We start from the raw sequence: 19,731 nt of genomic DNA on the forward strand, positions 1-19,731 counted from the left end.
AGAAACAGTTATGAGGAGCTTGGCTTCACAAAAAAATGCCACAGAAATCCATGGCAACATCTTGATCTTTCATGTGAAATAGATGAATGAGTGCTTTTGAAGCAAATAGGATGCCTATTTAGGAGGGGGGATTACGATCAATAGTAATTCCAGAATCCTAAAGCGAATAATAAGATACCCGTAATCATTGAAATACCAAATAACATAAACAAGAAATCAAGAATGCTGTCGGCGAAGACTCTTTTGCGGTTCTCACGTTTAAAATGACGTACTTCCTTACGATAGGATCGTGCAGCACGACTCATACAAAAACCTCCTCCTCCATGAACATTATTTGTATTAACACATATTCGTCACAATACAAGAAAATCCTTCCTTAAAGTGAAAAATATGCCGACTTACCTATATCCGAGTCGAATGGAGGGACGGACCAACTTTCATCTTCAACACAAAATAAGAGGCTATGTGGAAATAGCCTCTTATTTAGATGAAGAAAGCTCAGAAGTGAGTACCTGTAGCCTTAGCGGAGGTTATTTTGTGAAATTCCGCTAAGGGCGCTACCGGCACTTTGATCCGATTGCTGTTGTACTGCCAAATCTCCCAGAGCCAGCATCCCGACAAGCTGCCCGTTTTCCACAACAGGTAAACGACGCACTTGGTGCTGGGACATTAAAGCTGATGCTTCTTCGACAGAGGCTTCCGGAGAGATTGTCACAACCTGCTGTGACATAACTTGAGAGACATTTCCCTGTGCACCTTGAGTCAGTCCACGAGTAGCAATATCACGGTCTGTTACCATACCGACAACTTGTCCGTTTTCAACAACGGGAACGGAACCAACATTCTTTGAACTCATTTTAGATGCTACGCTTTGAAGTGAGTCCTGATTTGAAGCGGCTTCCACATTTGTCGACATAATATCACGTACTTGCATGTAAATTCCCCCTTAATCAAATTGGCAGTACACCATTATTATTCGACAAATCCACATAACTATTCCCAATGCGTTCCTCCATTTTTTTCAAATGAGAGGGACGGACCTTCAAAAAGTGCTTCTTGGATATCATTTAGTAATAAACATTTGAGTCCAATAAGTCCCGTACGATCCTCCCTTGGCATATCCCACCCCGATATGAGTATAGGATCCAGTGAGAATGTTTTTTCTATGTCCCGGACTATCCATCCACTCACGGACAACTTGTTCAGCACTTGTTTGACCAGCGGCTATATTCTCAGCGGCTTGACTATATTCAATGTTGAAGCTTTTCATCATATCAAAAGGAGATCCGTACGTCGGGCTTCTGTGCGAAAAATAACCAACATCCCTCATGTTACGTGATTTATACCGGGCAACCCTGGATAGCTGCCAATCAACCTGAAGAGGGGAAAGGCCGTTCTTTTGCCTCTCCTGATTGGTCAGATCAATGACCTGACCTTCAACCGATTTAGCTTTTCGAAGAATGGGGATGTTGATTTTTTGACTTGGATAAATTAAATCTGGATTCGACAATTGAGGATTAGCTTCTATAATCTCAGAGAGTCCGACCTGCAATTTTCTTGAAATTTTCCAAAGGGTATCTCCTTTCCTGACTGTATAGACACTTGATGCAGAGATTTCATTTAAAGTAAATAAACTAATGATAATGGATAGTGCAACCATGATAAGAGCGAGTTTTGTTTTCATGATTATAAAATGTGTAATTTGGGACAAAATATTCTAAGAAAAAGTGCAAAAATAGGATTATTGTTTCATTTTTAGGGAAAAGAAAAACTATTAAACGTAAAGTGAAACTTTTTGCGAAACCAATCGTACAAATAGGTAACGATATTTTATAAAAGAGGTGAATAACGTGGTAAAGGAGAACGATCGCTTTAAGAAAGTGATAACGAAATTGTCGAACGTGGGCGTAAATATTTCAAAAACGAAATCAAGACGGGAAATCCTTCATTCACTAAAGCAGTATCAGCCATTACCTAAGACGTTAACCCAAGACTCTTAAACTTACACCCGAGAAACGTTGGACAGACATATTTCCCCTTTTCTCACGATATATTTAATAGTAGTGAAGAGGAGGGTTAGGTATGGAGAGAATGATGTTTGATTTACAAGCATTAAAGGAAATCAGAAAGAAGGCAGATGAAATTTCATACCACTGTATGAGTCGGGATCAACCTACAGATCCTCATCGTGTAAGCATGGCGTTAGATCAAGTGTGTCGTGCCCTTGCGATGTTTGCAGAAATGGAAATTCATCGCATGCAGAATCATCATATTCCCTATGACCCCCAGAGCTATATTAAAGGACGTCTGGGAATTGCTTACCGATCTGTACTCCAGGTTCCTCAAGAAGATTCCAATACAGCATAGCAAAAGAGGTTGACCCAAGATCTAAGGGTCCTGAAATCAAGAAACCACAGATAGATATAAGAAACTCTGAAAGCATAAGGACTGGTCCTGTAAGGATGATATCACTCATCGTTTTGGGTCAGCCTCTTTTTATTTACTATTCTAATCCAAAAGTTAGGTGACGATATTCATGACGGTGTTTTCGGATATATTGCTGGTATGTAATGGGAAGGCAGGTCAAGGAACGCTGGAAGTTCTGTTAAAAGATGCTGTGCCTCCATTATTGGACATCTGTACGAACTTAATTATTCATAAAACGAAAGAGAAAGGCGATGCCGAAAGAATTTGTAAGGAGACGGCTAATCAATATGAACTGGTTGTCATCATGGGTGGTGATGGAACGATCCATGAGGCTATCAACGGATTGTCAGCCTTAGAAAAACGGCCATTGGTAGGCATCATCCCTGGAGGGACGTGTAATGACTTTGCCCGTTCGTTGCATATTCCCATGAATATCGGACAAGCTGTCCGCCTTATAACCGAACGGGCTTTCGAAAAGGATATCGATATCGTCAAGGCAGACGATCGGTATTTCAGCAATTTCTGGGGAACGGGGCTGGTCGCAGAGACAAGCGACAATATCGATGTAGGATCAAAAAGTGTCCTCGGTAAACTAAGCTATTATATAAGTGCGTTTCAATCCATCCAGGAATCACCGATCTTAAATGTGAAGGTAACAACTGAAAATGATGTGATTGAAGAGGAAGTGGTGATGCTATTGGTTGCAAATGGCCGTTCCATTGGCTCTAATCCACTGCCCACCTGCATCGATATGGAAGATGGACTGATGGATATTTACATCGTCAAAAAAAGCGGTTTCCCTTTATTAAAGGAATTTTTGGTTATCAAGAGCACAGGCAATATAAGCGAGCAATATGACGATATTATGCATATCCAAGCAAGAGAAGCCCATATTGAATTGGGACAGGGTGAAAAGCTTGATATGGATGGAGAATTATATGAAGGAAGCAGGCAGTCGCTTCGAGTATTAAATAAGCATTTGCGGTTTATCGTCGGCAGCTCAGAATAAAAAGAGAGCAAGGGGGCATCTTTGCCCCCTTGCTCTCTTTTGCTTGATCAAACAGTTTTCTTTCTCTTTTTGATGACCAAGTAAACAAGATAAACAGCGATTAAAACGCCACCAGCTGCAAGTGTAAGGAGTGTAAAGTTCTCTTCGATGAAAGGCTTTGCTTTAGCCCCAAGTGCTAAAATGATTGCACCTTCAAGGAAGAAACGAATTCCTCTCCCGATAATCGACCAGATTACCAATACTCTGATCTTAACACCGGAAACCCCTGCGAAAATCGTGAAAATCTTATAAGGGATAGGTGTCAGTCCTGCGATTAAAAGAGCCATTGCCCCATATTTAGTAAAGTACTCCTCTACTTTTTGAATCCTTTTTTCAGAGAAGAAATACACAAGGATCGGTCGACCAAGTTTCTTTCCGATCAACCAGCCCAAAAGGGCTCCGATAACGGAAGCGATGGTCGTATAAAGTGCATAAAGCAGTGCGCTATCCGGATTGGCAATCGCTAAAGGAATCAGTAGTACATCAGGTGGGATGGGGAAAAATGATGAATCGGCGAATGAAACAAGAATAAGACCCCATACACCATAATCCAATAACCAAGCTTCGAAAGCGTGAAGTAGTTCAGACATAAGTTCAGTAATCTCCTTTATTGATAAAACGTCATTTTTGATTTTAATTGAACATTAGAAAGTATATCACTTTTTACAAAAGGAGTCATGAAATATCCCGTATGGTTGAAATCACTTCAAGGAAGTTTCGTCACATTTACAATTGATGATACTCTTAAAAAAGCTTGAAAATAGGTTAAATCAAAATTCATCTATTTCTCGGGAAATAGTGACAGAAATCGTATTCATTCTACATTTCTGAAGGAGACTTCATCCCCAATAATCTCAATCCTTCCGCAAGGACAGTTGCAACAGCATGGACCAAGGCCAGGCGGGAGATCTGCTCTAAATCCTCGGAAATGATTTTAGTTTTACCGTAATATCGGTTAAAGCTTTGGGCGGTATCAACTAAATATTTGGCAATAACCGAAGGAGAGTATTGGTTCCATGCTTTCTCAACCATCTCCGGAAATAGTCGTAACTGCTTCACTACATCCCAGCTCTCAGCATCGTCAAGCCCCTTAAAGGTCAGGGGAGGATGAGCTTCCGCTTTTCTCAGGATGGATTGAGCTCTGGCGTATGTGTATTGGATATATGGACCTGTTTCACCTTCGAAGGTCAGCATATGTTCCAGGGAAAATTCAATATCGTTCACACGGTCATTTTTTAAATCATGAAAGATAATCGCCCCGACCCCAACAGCTTTTGCCACTTCTGCAGCATTTTTTAAGTCAGGATTCTTCTGCTTGATATTATATTCAGCCATTTTGATCGCTTCTTGAAGAACCTCTTCGAGTAAAATGACCCGGCCCTTTCTGGTGGACATTTTCTTCCCATCCTTCAGATAAAGACCAAAAGGTATATGTTTCATATCATTCGCCCAATTAAATCCGAGCTTCTTCAATACTTCCATCACTTGTTTGAAGTGAATGGTTTGTTCCTGACCAACGACATAAAGTGCTTCATCAAAGGCATACTGGCGATGGCGATACAGGGCAGCTGCCAGGTCTCTCGTCGCATAAAGGGTAGCTCCGTCTGACTTTTTGATGAGACAAGGCGGGAGATTCTCTTCTTCTAGACGAACCACTTGTGCTCCTTGCGATGTTTCAAGAACATCATGGTCTTGAAGCAATGTTACGACTTCAGCCATCTTGTCATTGAAGAACGCTTCGCCATTGTAGGAATCAAATTCAACTCCGAGCAGCGAGTAAATCGTTTTAAAGGCTTCAAGTGATTCGTCTTTAAACCATCTCCAAAGCTCCGTTACTTCTTTATCTCCGTCTTCAAGAAGCTTAAAGGCTCTTCTTCCTTCTTCCTCGAGTGAGGGATCTGTTTCTGCTTCCTGATGAAACTTCTTGTATAAAATGAACAATTCAGATATGGGGTTCTCCCTGACCTGTTGATGATCTCCCCACTTTTTGAAAGCGACGATTAATTTCCCGAATTGAGTCCCCCAATCCCCGATATAATTGATTTTTTCTGTGGTGTAACCGCATTTTTCTGCAATAGTGGCGATGGAATTCCCGATGACAGTCGAGCGTAAATGGCCCATGGAAAAAGGTTTGGCGATATTAGGTGAGGACATATCCAATACAACGGTTTTTTGCTTGCCAAATACATGGCTACCGAAATCTGACCCTTTTTCCAAGATAGCTGACACAATGTCTTTTCCTGCTTTCAATTTGTCAAATCGGAAATTTACATAAGCACCAGCTGATTCTACTCTGCTGAAAAAGGGAGAGGAGAGAGAGTCAGCAATTTCTTCTGCAATGATGTGAGGTGCCTTCTTCCATGCTTTGGCCAGTTGGAAACATGGAAAGGCAAGGTCTCCCAAATGAGTATGCTTTGGGGTTTCAAGCAATTCATAAAGCTCTTTTTTGTTCCAGTCATTCAATACCTGTGACTTTAGCACGTCAGTAACAATCGATTTCAAATCCATCATCTACACCTCCTGATAAAATCAAACACAAAAAAACCCGCCTCTATAAAATATAGAGACGAGTTTAGCTCGCGGTACCACTCTTATTCCCTTTAAGGGCGCTCATTGTATAACGGGAGATCCCGGTTTTTCTCTACTGATTTCAAGAAAAACATCTCAGAAGTGCGTTTCATTCCAGGTTTCTCACCAGGCTTCCACCATCCCCGGCTCGCTATCGATCCACATCAGAATTACTCTCTTCATCATAGAATATTCGTATATAATTACTATTATTTTACACATCCTGGTGATGATTGCAACCTGTAATTAAGAATCTTCTGATGAAAACATATACGTTTTATGGTGAAATCTCATACTGAAAACAAGTCCAAGGGCAAGCATATTTCCCATAAGAGAGCTTCCTCCGTAACTGATGAAAGGAAGTGGGATCCCTGTAATCGGAAGCAATTGAATCGTCATTCCAATGTTCTGGAACACGTGAAACGTAATCATGCTAATAATCCCTGCGCATACATAGGCATTGAATGGTTCCTTCGTATCTAAAGCCGTTTTGGTTAAATGGTAAATGAGAAGGAAGTATAAACTTATGACGACGCTTGCGCCAATAAAGCCGTATTCCTCACCGATCACACTGAAAATAAAATCGGTGTGGTTCTCAGGAATGTATACTTCTCCTCCACTGTACCCTTTCCCAAAGATTTGCCCGGATCCAATGGCGTTAAGGGAGTTAATTAAGTGAAACCCCTCTAATTTAGCGTAGTTATACGGATCTAGCCAAGCATAAATACGTCCAAACTGATAAGGCTTTACATTTAAATATTTTCCAAGCAGGTCAGGAGCCCACACAACAAGTGAAAGGACGATTCCCCCGAGCACTCCGATAGAAGTATATATTGGAACGATCAGCTTCCACGTAATCCCTGAAACTAAGATGATTCCGGTCATGATGGCTAAAATAACAAGGGAAGTCCCTAAATCCGGCTGCTGCATAATAAAAGCAAGGGGAAGGAGGGTTGTAAGCCCGATCTTCACTAATAACTGAAAATCCGACTGCATTGTTTTTCTTGGATTAAGCTCATGATGATTGCTAATGATCCGTGCAAGAGCAAGAATCAAAAACGTCTTCATGAATTCTGAAGGCTGAATAGAACCAAGCGGTCCCAGCATGAACCAGCTTTTGGCTCCGTTTCTATAAGGTGCGATGCTTTCCGGTGAAATGAGTAATACAAGAAGCAGGAAGATTCCTGCACCGTATATGTACCAGGCAAGACGCTTATACTGATCGGAATCAAGGAATAAGGCCCCTACAATAATAATTCCACCCACGACATACCAAAAAGCTTGTCTTATCACAAAGTTCGTCCCATACTGACCTGACGTCTGGGCACTACTAATTCCCATAGCGCTAACAATAAAAAATAACATTAATAAAAAGAGAAGACCCCAATCGATCTTATCAGCAAATCGCTGGCGAGTTTCCATAATCTATTCACCTGAATTTCTAAAGATTTCACATTCCTAGTCTAATAGAAATGAAGGGAAATTTCTACTCATGACCAGAGAAATTACGGAAGTTCTGTCGGTATGTGACAGGCACTATACGATATTTGTCGAAATGGAATCTAAGGAAAAGCTTACAGGAGAGGGATTCAACGAATGGACACCGGGACGAAATTCCATTTTTTACATAATTCTGATCGTTTCATATCATTAAAATATAAGAAGAAAGTGCCGTTTCCTAACGTTTGGAAGCCATTACTCTTTTTCTTATATAAATAGAACAAAAATATATAGCCTGTGGTCCTGCAATATGACTATTTTCTACAATTACATGCGACTTTTGTCATCATTTTGAAATGAAATAGAAAAGAACAAGTACCTTACAAATTTGCTAGAATAGAAAGTATGAATTGTGCATCGTGTTAATCAGATGGAGGGAATGTTCTTGAAGGCAAATAATCAGGTTAAAGATATCATCTATGTTCACAAGAATACGGATCGTCAATATGTCGTATCTTACGGAATTCATTTCAACGAGTTTGCTTCAAATGCCCGTAAACCATTGAAGAATCTCCTTCTTATTAAGCATCAGTACGAGCATGGTGCCTTTAATATACATACGCATATGGAGTATGTGGAACAGGATGAAATGAAGAAGATTATGAATGACGGAGTACAGAGCTATGGTGATTTCTGTTGGATTGACTTCGAGGAAGAAGTGGGAGTCAATGAGTTGAACGGTCAGGAAATCGCTGAGCTGCTCTATATGGGTCATATTAAGCAACCTTTAAACCCTCCTTTTTATTCAAAACTGAACAATCGATACGCGTACCTATCTCATGATGATGGATGGTTTAACAAGATCTATTATCGGGATTTTGAGGACTTCTATCATATGTTGGGAGCGACGGTTTCTTCGAAATTGAGTTCGGTCAAAGGTGGAAAGGGCTTATTTGGTATGAAGAAGGAGAAAGCCTATCCAATCATCGGGAAGGAAGTCATTCATTCCTTTAGAGACAAATTAAAAGAAGGAATGGTCATTTCTTTAGAAAAAGCCATACTAACCAGAGGGAAGATAGAGATCCCGATCTGGGTGATCGGCGATTATTACGATATGGACGAGATGGCGGAAGATTATAAGCAAATCCGCAAATCACCTGCCAACGGATTATTATCCTATGATCGTAAAACGAAAAGCTGGAGTGCTCTACTTCGGTAAGCAGGAAACAAGGGGCGTGTAAGTTTGGTAGAAATTCAATTTCGTGACAATCTGATTCAAGGGATATTTCTCGAGCGTCTCAACCGGTTTGTTCTGGAGTGTCAGATTCCGTCAGGTTCTATTGAAAAAGTCCATTTACCCGATCCAGGCAGATTAAAAGAATTATTGGTACGGGGAAACCCGATCTGGCTTCAGGCATCAACAGATCCCAAAAGGAAGACGAAATGGTCAGCCGTCATGACGTATGATGCTTCTAACGGTATGTATGTGTCTTTAAATACACAATATCCCAATCGGTTAGTCCTGGAAGCCTTGCAACAGGAAATGGTGGAAGAGTTAAAGGATTGGCAATTGGAAAAAGCCGAGTATAAAGTAGGTGGCTCACGCTTTGACTTCTTACTCACTCATAAACGACATGAACAAAAATTATTGCTCGAAGTAAAAAGTGTCACCATGGTAGAGGACGGAATGGGAAAATTCCCGGATGCCGTTACGTCAAGAGGGGCAAGGCATGTGGAGGAACTTACGCATTTACAGATGGATGGGAGCTATCAAGCAGCCGTCCTGTTTATTGCTCAGCGAACCGATTTGTCCGGGATCACTTCCGCACCTGAAATTGATCCTCATTTTGCCCGGGTCATGGAAGAAGCCGCCAACCAGGGTGTCCGGTTTTTTGGAAGAACCTGCATCGTTACGCCGGAACGTATCGCCTTAAATGGACCGGTACCTGTATATACAAAAAAGGATTAATCTCACAGCCGTCTTTAGCATGTGAAGGTTAATCCTTTTTGTTATACCTAATCCACCTGTACTTCTGCTTTTGCTTTATAGTTCTGGTCTCCTTTGGCGGTTAACCAAACGGTCAACGTATAGGTACCGCTCCCGACCTTTGGAAGAACCACTTTCTGGGAGAACTCTTCACCCTGTTTTACGGTGATTTCCTGGATCGCCTGGGTATACATCTTATTTTTTGAGTCCTTATACACGACCTCACCTTTATCGTTCCGAAGCTCAAAGTCAATGGTTTGTCCGGAAGAAAAAACAAAGGTTTTTTCTTGCTCTGTTTGATTCTTAATGGAGTAGACATAGACAATCTGACCGCTTTCCTCTTGTTTCGTTAATGAAGGTTCCATTTCGCCTGCAACAATCCCTTTCTGTACAGAAATGTCTTCACCGGCTCCTGAGTTTTGATTCTCTTCGGATTGACTGCCCTTATCTTCACCAGTCGTTCCACAGCCTGCTATTCCTGCCATAAGTATGATACATAACATGATCAATCGCTTCATGCTAAAACCACCTCCTTACTGTATTAGACAGGGTTTATCTGAAAAGGTTACAAGCCTTCCCGAATATGAGCACGATGACATATGAGGATGTGCTGAACTTGTTTCTTTCTTCCTCAACATGGGCATAGATTTACATATGTAAGGCAGATTACTTTTTAAAATCATGAGGTTCAGTACAATAGAATTATAGAAAAAGAGCAGAGGAGCAAGGTGTATGAAAAAATGGTTAGCAATTATGGGTTTTATAACCATACTAATAGTATCCGCTTGCGGTCCTTCAAATGCAACCGATAGCGGGGAAATTCCTGCCGGAAATTGGGATGTGATTTCATCGGAAGCAGAAGGATCAAAAGTGAATCTTTTTATGTGGGGCGGTGACGATGGAATTAACCGTTATATTGATGACGTGGTTGCACCTGTGCTGAAAGAAAAAAACGATATCGAATTAAATCGGGTACCTATAGACACAAAAGAAATTCTGCAAAAACTACAAACAGAGAAACGGGCAGGGAAAGATAAAGGAACGATTGATATCGTCTGGATAAACGGAGAAAACTTCAAAAACGCAAAGGAAAATGATTTATTGGCGGGGCCATTTACTGATAAGCTGCCAAACTTTAAGAAATATTATGATACAGAAAATCAAGCGTTTCAATATGACTTCGGGACTAAAACAGAAGGATATGAAGCGCCATGGGGGAAGGTTCAATTTGTCTTCTTTTATAATAGTGAAAAAGTGGAAAACCCTCCCACAAGCTTCGACGAATTAAAAGTATTCGTGAAAGACCATCAAGGAAAATTCACCTATCCTGATCCGGCTGATTTCACCGGAAATGCATTTCTCAGACATCTTCTTTATGCGAAATCCGATTCCGATTTGGCTCAGTCTACATTTGACGAAGAAACCGCAAAAGAGATGGGGCAAGGAATTTGGAAAGAACTGAACGAGATGGAGCCTTATTTATGGAGAGAGGGGGAAACATATCCTTCCACCTTAACAGATCTTGATAAGCTGTATGGCGGGGAAGAGGTTTGGATGACGATGGGATACAACGAAGCAAGAGCAGAACACCTTATCAAAGACGGTGTGTTCCCGGAAAGCACAAAGTCCTTTGTGTTAAATGATGTGGGGTCGATCGGTAACACTCATTTCCTGGCTATTCCATTCAATGGTCCCAATAAAGAAGGAGCGATGGTGGTCATCAACGAACTCCTCTCTCCTGAAGCTCAGTATGAGAAACTAAAGCCTGACTATTGGGGAGAAAGCTCACCCATTTCCTATGAAAAGCTGGATGAGGAATGGAGAAATAAATTTAAGGGCATCGATCGCGGCGAAAGTGTACTGGAGGCCACTGTACTCGAAGAGAGCTTTAAGGGAGAACTGGATGCGGCATATGTAGAATGGTTAAAGGAGAACTGGATTCGTGAAGTGGCAGAGAGTCAATAACTCCGTTCTCCTCATTCCAGCCATCCTTTTTTTCCTCCTTATTCCGGGGCTCGGGATTGTACTCGCTTTAATAGAGAGTGTCAGGAGTGGAGAAACCATCACATTCCAGCATTATGTGAATTTGTTTGAGGAGAAGCGATTTATGACATCTTTTCTCTTCAGTTTGCTGGTAACCTCCATCTCAACCATCCTTTCCCTGATCATTGGCTTGGGAATCGTGAAGGCCTTCTCGCCTTTACTAAAGGATAATAAACATAAACTCCTTGTCTGGATTCCGATGCTGGTCCCCCATTTTGTATGGGCTTACCTCATCTACTTACTCTTTAATCAAAGCGGATTTTTCTCCAATATATTCGGATCAACAGGTTTAATCAACGACCGTGGTGAATTTCCGATTCTGGTCCAGGACCGAAATGGGATTGGAATCATAATGACCTATGTCTGGAAGGAGGTCCCCTTTGTTACTCTGATGCTGTTACCCGTTTATGCGACGCTTTCTAAAAGGTATAACGAGGTCGCTTCTTTATTGGGAGCGAATTTCTTTAAAGCATTTTGGGTAGCAGAATGGCCATTTCTCCTCCCCGTTCTCGTAGAAACCGGAGCCATTTTGTTCGCTTTCATTTTTACAGCATTTGAAGTTCCGCAGCTTCTGGGAGTGACTTCACCACAGATGATGGCCATCCTCGCTTACGACTGGTTTTACAGTGGCAGCTGGAGTGACCGGCCATTGGCGTTTGCCGCACTTGGATTTGTCGGACTGGGCATTGGGGTCGTGATGTGGCTCCTTATTTACATCACAAACAAGAAACGCATGCACATAACAAAAGGGATTGGAAATTAGAGGTGTTCACATGAGGAAATCGTTATTCTACAGCATATCACTCCTTCTTTTTGTGTTCCCCCTTTTATTTTTAGTGTATAAAAGTTTTTTCGGTGTTTGGAGATGGGGGAGTCCGCATCCTTCTGAACCTGGTATAAGGGCATGGCAGGTGTTAATGAACGAGGGGGAATTCCTGGATTCGATCGGGGTTTCCATCTGGATTGCCTTTGTCGTATTGGCGATAAACCTTCTGATTGGCATTACTTCAGGAAAAGTGTTTTCCTTGTCTTCCTTTAAGGGGAAATCAATCGTTGAAGCTCTCCTTATGCTGCCGCTTTTCCTTCCCGTGTTAGTGGTCGGCATAGGACTTCATATTACGTTCATACGATATGGGCTTGCCGATCACTGGACGGGAGTCGCACTTGTCCACTTAGTGCCCACCATTCCATATAGCATCAAAATGTTCAAAACAGGTTATGACCGGATCGGCGCGAAATTAATCGAGCAATCAGCTATGCTTGGGGGGAGAGGCTTTCAACGTTTTTACCATATTGAATTGCCTTTGCTTCTTCCAAGTATACGGAGTGTTCTGTTTCTGACGATTGTGATCAGCTTAAGTCAATACGTCCTTACAGCGATAATAGGCGGTGGGAATGTCGTGACGCTCTCTATGGTCTATTACCCTTTTACCGATACGGCGGATGAAGCGGTAATGGCAGCCTTCTCGATCGTGTTCGCCATCATTCCCATCATGCTGTATTTCATTCTTGAAGGGTGTCTGAAATTCATACTCCCTTATCGACTTCCAAGAGGGAGGAACAGGTTTTGAGTTCATTCATAGAAATTAATCAATTAACCAAAACGTTCAAAGATAAAGAGATTTTAACGAACGTAACGTTCTCATTAAATAAAGGGGAAGTTCTCTCATTAGTGGGGGCATCCGGCTCTGGTAAATCAACATTTCTCCGCATTCTCTCTGGATTAGAGTCTGCAACGGGAGGGAATATGTCAATTGACGGAAGTGATATCTCCTCTTTAAAGCCTCAAAAACGCCCCATTGGGATGGTCTTTCAACAACCTTTATTATTCTCACATATGAACGTTCTTGAAAATGTCATGTACGGGTTGGAATTGAAGGGACGGAACAAAGGGGAAAATAAGAAATTAGCTCTGGACTATATTGAAAGAGTCGGTCTCGGTGAAGTGGCGAATCATTATCCGTCTGAGCTTTCCGGCGGTCAGCAGCAACGGGTATCTCTTATTCGTTCTCTCATCCTTAAGCCGAAGCTTTTGCTTTTGGACGAACCTTTCAGCAGCCTGGACCTGCAGCTGAGGAAAGAACTGAGACAGTGGGTGCGACAGATGTTTAGAGAAGAAGGAACAACGGTCATATTCGTCACACATGACCGTGATGAAGCGTATGAACTTGGAGATCGAGTAGCTGTTTTACAGAGTGGGAGATTCTTGCAGATCGGGAAGCCTGAGGATATTTATTATCGTCCCGATTCTCCATTTGTGGCTTCTTTCATGAGTGACGGACTCATTTTGAATCAGCATCAATTCATTCACGCTACCGACATAAAAGTAAGTTGCAGCCCTGCCGGCACTACTATGATAAGGTGGAAGGGAACCGTGAGTAAAAAGTTATTTTTAGCCGGAACCAATCTCTATGAGGTATGGGTGAATGAACTGGAGCAGAAGGTAAATCTCCCGCTGGAAATAGAAGCGTCTACTGAAGATATCTGGCTTTTTGCCGATGAAGAGAGCATCCAAACGTTTCAGAAAGATGAATAGGAGGGAAGAAGGGTGAAGAAGAAGGAAATCGGTAAGATTGTCATGTTCATCGCTATTTTACTCTTTCTCATGTGGCTGAGTCGGAATTTCTTTCACGTAAAGCCTCATGACATAAGAGATTGGATCGTATCTTATGGCATCTGGGCTCCCATTGTCTTTATTATCGTCTATACGATTCGCCCGTTGATCCTTTTTCCAGCTTCCATCCTATCATTGGCAGCAGGTCTCGCGTTCGGTGCATTTGAAGGCTTCATCTACATTATCATCGGGGCCTTGGGAGGTGCCACGGTTGCCTATCATACTGCGAGCTTCCTTGGGGCAAAACTATTAAAAAGACCGTCTCCCCGTATGATTAAGATCCGTGAAAGGATGGAGGAGAACGGTTTCGTTTATGTACTGCTCTTACGGCTCGTGCCGTTTTTAAACTTCGACCTTATTAGTTACCTCGCGGGTATGGGAAAGGTGAGGTACATTCCATTCATTGTTGCTACGGCCATCGGGATTTTACCTGGTACGTTTGGTTATGTATTTCTGGGGTCAAGCTTGGTAGGAGAAGATCGAACGAATTTATATATCGCCATCGGCTTTTTCTTATTGATGATCATCGTGCCTTTAATTTTCAAGAAAAAAATGAAAGCCTGGCTGGGATTATCGGGTAATGACGACAAGTAAAGGATGGGAAACACATGTTAGATACACATGCCCGTAAGTGGGTGCAGCCAAGTATAGAGGGATCAGCACGTCTGTTTCTGAAAAAAGGACTATCAGCCAATCAAGTGACGGTTATTGCATTTATTATAGGCTCCTCTACAGGGCTGGTTTATTACTTTGGATACCCGGTCTTAGCCGTCATCTTATTATGGTTATCCGGCTTTTTGGACGCAGTCGATGGTACCATGGCCAGATTGACCAAGCCATCTCCCTTTGGAACGGTCATGGATGTCACCTTCGATCGAATCGTTGAAATCAGTGTCATCCTCGGAGTTGCCTTTTTACACCCTGACATTATGTGGGCAATCCTTTTACTAAGCGTATCCATCATTATTTCCATGACGATTTTCCTGACAGTTGGAGCTGTATCTGAAAAACAGGGAATGAAATCTTTTTATTATCAGGCAGGATTAGCCGAGAGAACGGAAGGCTTTATATTATTTAGCGTCATGATGCTATTTCCGTCCATCGTCCTGTGGAGCACCTTATTGTTTTTTGCAGTGGAATTGTACACGGGCTTACAGCGATTTCTAGAAGCGAAACGTTTACTTTCATAAGGAGGAGAGATCAAGATGGATCAATACGATTTAATTGTAATCGGAGGGGGAGCAGGAGGGCTGACCGTCGCATCCGGAGCCGCTTCCCTGGGAGCAAAAGTAGCACTCATCGAAAAAAGCGGCCTTCTGGGCGGAGACTGCCTTCACTTTGGGTGCGTTCCTTCCAAGGCATTCATCCAATCGGCTAGAGAAGTGGCTATGATCCGGGCAGGTAATGAGTATGGCTTTGAAACTAAGGGTTCCGTTGATATGAAATTGGTAAGGGAGAGGGTCAAAGAAGCCATTTCCCATATTCAGCAGCACGACGATCCAGATCGATTCCTTCAATTAGGGGTGGATATTTATTTCGGAGGGGCAGAATTTCTTGATCCCCACACGATTTTAGTGGAAAAAGAAGACCGGATCTACGGGAAAAGAATTGTGGTTGCGACAGGGTCTAGTCCCATGATTCCAGAAATTAAAGGTTTGGAAGAAGTTGAGTATCACACGAATGAAACGGTATTCGAATTAGATGAGCTGCCCCGCCGAGTCGTATTTATCGGCGGAGGTCCGATTGGTTTAGAACTGGCACAAGCCTTTTCTTACCTTGGCTCAGATGCAGTCGTCCTTGAAAAACATGATGAGATATTGGTTAAAGAGGATAAAGAAATCCGTGAAGCAGCCACAGGTTTACTGGAGAAGGATATTCAATTTGTTTATGGAGCGGAGATCGAACGGGTATCCGAGAGGGACGGGGAGAAATTGGTCCACTATGTGCAAGACGGTGTAGAGCAGACGGTGGAAGGCGATTTATTGTTCCTGGCTACGGGGAGAAAGCCAGGTACGGAGTCTTTAAATCTAACTGCTGCCGGAGTGGAGGTGGATAATCGGGGCTTCATCAAAGTGAATGACGAACTAAGAACGAACCATCCTCATATATTCGCAATCGGTGACGTCAATGGTCGATATCAATTCACCCACGGTGCAGGAATGGAAGGGAAGGTTGTGGTCCAAAATGCAGTGTTTGGCTTGAAACGCAAAGTTTCCTATAATAAACTGCCTTGGACAACCTATACGACACCTGAAATCTTTCATATTGGCCTCACCGAGGAAGATGCTGTGGAGCAAGGGTTGGAGTACAAAATCTATAAGAAAACGTTGGACGAAGTCGATCGATTCGTCGCAGATCACCGAACGGAAGGTCTCGTAAAAATCATCACAGACAAGAGCGGGAAAATACTCGGCGCCCACGCAGTCGGATCCGGTGCAGGAGACTGGATGCAGCCCGTCGTGTTCGCCATGGAAAAAGGAAGTAAAATCGGAGCACTGTCCAATATGGTTTATCCCTATCCGAATCATGCTGCAGCCGTACAACAGGTGGCGGACCTGTATTGGAGAGAGAAGCTGTTCGATGGTGTGTTGCCAGTGATCAGTAAGAAGTTTGTTGAGATTTTTAGATGATAAACAAAGGAGGCGCGACTGCTGGGAAGCGGTTGTGTTTTTTTGTGGTGGGGTGTGGGGGTGGGGTGACGCGTGTTCACAATTTGGCACAACAAAGTCTAAAAGTGGCACAACAAACCGCGAAAGTGGCACAAGTTTGCTCGAAAGTGGCACAACACACGACCTCATCCCGTCTAAAGACATTTTATATTTGGAAAAATAAAGGGTTTTTCGATTCTATGTCGAATAAATAGATTAAGAAATAGGAGGAGTTGATGAATTGATCGCTAAAAACAGAGAAATCCCGCAGAGAATCTTAATGAATGAAGTATTATTAGAAAGGTTACCGCCCATCCATACTCTCTGGGAGATCATTAAAACAGATTTGGCAAAGCGACAGGCCGGATATCGGGGAGAGTTGCAATTAGATTACCACCTGAAGTTTATATCTCAAGATAAAAATATGATGATCTTGCATGATCTACGCTTAGAAATAGATGGACGTTACTTCCAAATCGACAGCCTCGTCCTGACTCCATATGTCGTGATACTCCTGGAAGTTAAACACATAGCTGGTATATACACCTTAGACTCAAGGTTCGATCAAGCTATCCGAAAGTTTGAAGGTAAAGAAGAAGCTTTCAGCCATCCTGTAACCCAGGTCGAACGCCAGAAAAAGCAGTTGCTTCGTTGGTTGACAAAAATGAAAATCCCCTCAATCCCTATCACGACTCTTGTCGTCATGACAAATCGCTCGACAATCCTAAATACGTTTTCTCCTCTCGAAAAATATAATAATGTAATCAGGGTGGAAAATGTAGAGGAAAGAATCCTCTCCTTGCTAACATCCTATAGAAAAGAACATCTTTCCTTTAAACAAGTTAGAAAAGTATCCGCCTTATTGGTAAGAAAGCATGAACCTCTCATAGTATTGCCCGTAGAAATCTATGGTATCTCTCGAGAAGAAATCAAAACAGGAGTACGATGTCCTGAGTGTCGGCACTTGCCCATGTTAAGAAAATATGGTCATTGGCAGTGTCCAAAATGCGGAGGGAAATCAAAAGACGCACATGAATCAGCACTGTTGGACTATTCTTTGTTGCTGGGACACAAAATCACGAATAGACAGGTAAGAAAATTCCTCCACTTGGAATCCAGAAAGACGGCTCTCAAAATACTCCAGTCCATGAATCTCCCCTCAACCGGTACCACAAACAATATAACCTACTCCATCACCCACCATACCGACCCACAAAACGCTCATCAATCCAATTCTTCAAACGCCAAGCCCATCTGCTGACCAACGAAAACGATCCGTATGTCAGAAAGCCTTTTTTATCTCCGATCGACATGATTGCCAGGTATCGTTTCTGGGGTTCAAAAGGAATGATTTTACCTTTAGCCGCTGCTCCGTTCAGGTTTTTCCAAAGGACGGGTCCTTGGCGTACAGCTGTCACCCCATTTTTCGGTACATCCGGAAAGTCCTTTAAAGTGGCGCAGTCCCCCGTTCCAAATACGTTCGGGTATTCAACGGATTGAAGATAGCTGTTCACCAGGAGAAAGCCTTTTGCATCTGTCGGTAAAATACTGCTCGCGAATAGTGGAGGGGCTTTAGGTCCTCCTAAGAAGATGACTTCATCGTAGTCGATACTTGCTCCGTCTTCAGTAAACACATGGGTGCCATCTACTTTTTCTACGCGGCCATCATATAGGGTGATTTCTTTAGAGGAGACAACCTCAGTTATTTTTTTCGATGAAAAGGAACCTGCTTTTTTTAACAGAGGAGAAGAGTGAACAACAGATACAGAATGATCCCCATAACCGTTGTCCACCTTCCATGCCTTCAATGACAGGGCCATTTCAATACTCGCTGCACCACCACCGATAAAGACGGTTTTCCTGCTGTTATGCAGTTTCTCTATTTGCTCAGGGAAACGATAGTTTGGTTTGATAGGAAGATTGTGTTCATGTAAGCCCTCGATTTCCATTGAGTCGTTCCGTGAGCCAATGTCGAATGAAACGAAGTCGTAGGTGAAGATGTCGCCTTTATCCGTTAAAAGATGTTGTTGATCAGGATCGATGGAGAGAACGGCACTTGCGACAAAGTCACACCCGGCTTCCTCACACAATCTCTCCAAATCAATCCGAGTCTCCTCTAACGGATAGATTCCTTCCGTGTAACCAGAGAACATTCCTGAATAATATTGATGTCGAGAAGGGGAAATGAGTATCCACCTTACGTTTTCATCACGTTTCTGAATATGTTTTTTTAAGCAGTACAGGTGACTGTGTCCGCCACCGACCAAGATGATTGTTTTCATAATGAATCTCCTTTATAGAGAACGTATTTCTTCCCATTCCTCTCGGATCATGCCCATACGGATAGAGTCGTAGTAAACACCATTGTAATAACGGCATTTACGCATACGACCTTCAAGCTTCATCCCGATTTTTTCTGCCGCTTTCATCATCCGCTCATTCCCTGACCATGTCGTGATGCCGACACGTCCGATTTCCTTCGTTTCAAAAAGGTGGTCCACCCATTGGGATAGTGCTTCAGTTCCGTAGCCGCCGTTCCAATAAGAGGGATTGTAAATCACGATACCGGCTTCAAGCCATCTTGTGGGTTCGAATTCCCAATAGTATCCGACGGTTCCGATGGTCTTACCGTTTACTTCAATGATGCGTTGAAATTCATCGCTTCGACTTTTGTTTTTTATGGATGATGCGTAATATTCGTCACGTGTTAATCGTTTGTGTTCAAAATAAGGGGCGTCCCATTTCTTCCATTCCGGAGAAGGGTCCCCATAAAGATAGTCCCATAAAGTAGGTAGATCTCTTTCTTCTATTTTTCTAAGTGTTACACGCTTACCGGTTATTTTCAATTTATGAGCACTCCTCTATAAGTTTGTATTTCCATTATACAGAAAATGGCATTGAGCAGGCTTATTTAATCCAATAAAAAAGAAAGGGTGCCGGGTATGAAAAGGAGCAC

At 42.5% G+C, this 19,731-nt stretch carries 23 protein-coding genes and 1 other annotated feature; of the genes, 14 read left to right on the forward strand and 9 right to left on the reverse strand.

The window, feature by feature from the left end:
- Positions 1-137: 137 nt before the first annotated feature.
- The 3 genes from TV75_RS21990 to safA form a co-directional block, all read right to left on the reverse strand.
- Complete coding sequence (locus TV75_RS21990; RefSeq protein WP_156142539.1) at positions 138-305, reverse strand: hypothetical protein; 168 nt, start codon at positions 303-305, stop codon at positions 138-140.
- Positions 306-520: 215 nt separating this feature from the next.
- Positions 521-934, reverse strand: a complete 414-nt coding sequence (locus TV75_RS19100) for a CBS domain-containing protein (RefSeq protein ID WP_044340397.1) — start codon at positions 932-934, stop codon at positions 521-523.
- 129 nt (positions 935-1,063) lie between these two features.
- Positions 1,064-1,684, reverse strand: coding sequence for a SafA/ExsA family spore coat assembly protein (safA, locus tag TV75_RS19105; RefSeq protein WP_044340398.1), 621 nt, complete (start codon positions 1,682-1,684; stop codon positions 1,064-1,066).
- Between the two features lie 166 nt (positions 1,685-1,850).
- On the opposite strand from safA, the gene TV75_RS22425 reads away from it, so the two are divergent.
- The 3 genes from TV75_RS22425 (at position 1,851) to TV75_RS19115 (ending at position 3,436) form a co-directional block, all read left to right on the forward strand.
- Positions 1,851-2,000: an Lmo0850 family protein gene (locus TV75_RS22425; RefSeq protein ID WP_098351100.1), complete on the forward strand. Its 150-nt coding sequence runs from the start codon at positions 1,851-1,853 to the stop codon at positions 1,998-2,000.
- 82 nt (positions 2,001-2,082) lie between these two features.
- The gene (locus tag TV75_RS19110; protein WP_253275573.1) at positions 2,083-2,367 is read left to right on the forward strand and encodes a hypothetical protein; all 285 of its coding nucleotides are present in this window, start codon (positions 2,083-2,085) and stop codon (positions 2,365-2,367) included.
- Positions 2,368-2,536: 169 nt separating this feature from the next.
- Entirely contained in the window at positions 2,537-3,436 is a 900-nt protein-coding gene (locus TV75_RS19115; protein WP_044340399.1) for a diacylglycerol/lipid kinase family protein, read from the forward strand.
- A gap of 47 nt (positions 3,437-3,483) precedes the next feature.
- On the opposite strand, the gene TV75_RS19120 is transcribed toward TV75_RS19115, so the two are convergent.
- The 3 genes from TV75_RS19120 to TV75_RS19130 form a co-directional block, all read right to left on the reverse strand.
- A complete protein-coding gene (locus TV75_RS19120; protein ID WP_044340400.1) occupies positions 3,484-4,065 on the reverse strand; it encodes a YqaA family protein in 582 nt (193 codons plus the stop codon).
- Positions 4,066-4,294: 229 nt separating this feature from the next.
- Complete coding sequence (gene argS, locus TV75_RS19125; protein WP_044340401.1) at positions 4,295-5,983, reverse strand: arginine--tRNA ligase; 1,689 nt, start codon at positions 5,981-5,983, stop codon at positions 4,295-4,297.
- A gap of 51 nt (positions 5,984-6,034) precedes the next feature.
- Positions 6,035-6,238: a binding site (T-box leader), on the reverse strand.
- A 51-nt stretch (positions 6,239-6,289) separates the two neighbouring features.
- Positions 6,290-7,465 carry an FtsW/RodA/SpoVE family cell cycle protein gene (locus tag TV75_RS19130; RefSeq protein ID WP_044340402.1) on the reverse strand — a complete coding sequence of 392 codons (1,176 nt, stop codon included), beginning with the start codon at positions 7,463-7,465 and terminating at the stop codon, positions 6,290-6,292.
- Positions 7,466-7,535: 70 nt separating this feature from the next.
- On the opposite strand from TV75_RS19130, the gene TV75_RS21995 reads away from it, so the two are divergent.
- From TV75_RS21995 to sfsA, 3 genes are all read left to right on the forward strand, one after another.
- Entirely contained in the window at positions 7,536-7,697 is a 162-nt protein-coding gene (locus TV75_RS21995) for a hypothetical protein (RefSeq protein WP_156142541.1), read from the forward strand.
- Between the two features lie 225 nt (positions 7,698-7,922).
- Entirely contained in the window at positions 7,923-8,702 is a 780-nt protein-coding gene (locus TV75_RS19135) for a hypothetical protein (protein WP_156142547.1), read from the forward strand.
- A gap of 24 nt (positions 8,703-8,726) precedes the next feature.
- Positions 8,727-9,452 (forward strand): DNA/RNA nuclease SfsA, encoded by a 726-nt coding sequence (sfsA, locus tag TV75_RS19140; protein ID WP_082051364.1) that lies wholly within the window; start codon positions 8,727-8,729, stop codon positions 9,450-9,452.
- 47 nt (positions 9,453-9,499) lie between these two features.
- Here the strand turns inward: sfsA and TV75_RS21270 are convergent, their stop codons facing one another.
- Positions 9,500-9,988, reverse strand: a complete 489-nt coding sequence (locus tag TV75_RS21270) for a BsuPI-related putative proteinase inhibitor (protein ID WP_052504623.1) — start codon at positions 9,986-9,988, stop codon at positions 9,500-9,502.
- A gap of 214 nt (positions 9,989-10,202) precedes the next feature.
- On the opposite strand from TV75_RS21270, the gene TV75_RS19150 reads away from it, so the two are divergent.
- The 8 genes from TV75_RS19150 (at position 10,203) to TV75_RS21650 (ending at position 18,036) form a co-directional block, all read left to right on the forward strand.
- A complete protein-coding gene (locus TV75_RS19150) occupies positions 10,203-11,435 on the forward strand; it encodes an ABC transporter substrate-binding protein (protein ID WP_044340404.1) in 1,233 nt (410 codons plus the stop codon).
- Positions 11,413-12,276, forward strand: coding sequence for an ABC transporter permease (locus TV75_RS19155; RefSeq protein ID WP_044340405.1), 864 nt, complete (start codon positions 11,413-11,415; stop codon positions 12,274-12,276). Before TV75_RS19150 ends, TV75_RS19155 begins: the two co-directional genes overlap by 23 nt.
- Positions 12,277-12,430: 154 nt before the next feature.
- Entirely contained in the window at positions 12,431-13,084 is a 654-nt protein-coding gene (locus TV75_RS19160; protein ID WP_172655801.1) for an ABC transporter permease, read from the forward strand.
- Complete coding sequence (locus TV75_RS19165; RefSeq protein ID WP_044340407.1) at positions 13,081-14,049, forward strand: ABC transporter ATP-binding protein; 969 nt, start codon at positions 13,081-13,083, stop codon at positions 14,047-14,049. Before TV75_RS19160 ends, TV75_RS19165 begins: the two co-directional genes overlap by 4 nt.
- Positions 14,050-14,061: 12 nt before the next feature.
- Positions 14,062-14,721: a TVP38/TMEM64 family protein gene (locus TV75_RS19170; RefSeq protein ID WP_052504624.1), complete on the forward strand. Its 660-nt coding sequence runs from the start codon at positions 14,062-14,064 to the stop codon at positions 14,719-14,721.
- Between the two features lie 14 nt (positions 14,722-14,735).
- The gene (locus tag TV75_RS19175; protein WP_044340408.1) at positions 14,736-15,317 is read left to right on the forward strand and encodes a CDP-alcohol phosphatidyltransferase family protein; all 582 of its coding nucleotides are present in this window, start codon (positions 14,736-14,738) and stop codon (positions 15,315-15,317) included.
- Positions 15,318-15,332: 15 nt separating this feature from the next.
- Complete coding sequence (locus tag TV75_RS19180) at positions 15,333-16,757, forward strand: dihydrolipoyl dehydrogenase family protein (protein WP_044340409.1); 1,425 nt, start codon at positions 15,333-15,335, stop codon at positions 16,755-16,757.
- 259 nt (positions 16,758-17,016) lie between these two features.
- On the forward strand, positions 17,017-18,036 hold the full coding sequence (locus TV75_RS21650) for a nuclease-related domain-containing protein (RefSeq protein ID WP_044340411.1): 1,020 nt from the start codon (positions 17,017-17,019) through the stop codon (positions 18,034-18,036).
- On the opposite strand, the gene TV75_RS19195 is transcribed toward TV75_RS21650, so the two are convergent.
- Positions 17,969-19,057 (reverse strand): FAD-dependent oxidoreductase, encoded by a 1,089-nt coding sequence (locus TV75_RS19195; protein ID WP_044340412.1) that lies wholly within the window; start codon positions 19,055-19,057, stop codon positions 17,969-17,971. The two genes, TV75_RS21650 and TV75_RS19195, sit on opposite strands and share 68 nt — an antisense overlap.
- Before the next feature lie 12 nt (positions 19,058-19,069).
- Positions 19,070-19,621 (reverse strand): GNAT family N-acetyltransferase, encoded by a 552-nt coding sequence (locus tag TV75_RS19200; protein WP_044340413.1) that lies wholly within the window; start codon positions 19,619-19,621, stop codon positions 19,070-19,072.
- Positions 19,622-19,731 lie beyond the last annotated feature (110 nt).

Source organism: Rossellomorea aquimaris, from assembly GCF_000935355.1.
GTDB lineage: Bacteria > Bacillota > Bacilli > Bacillales > Bacillaceae_B > Rossellomorea > Rossellomorea aquimaris_B.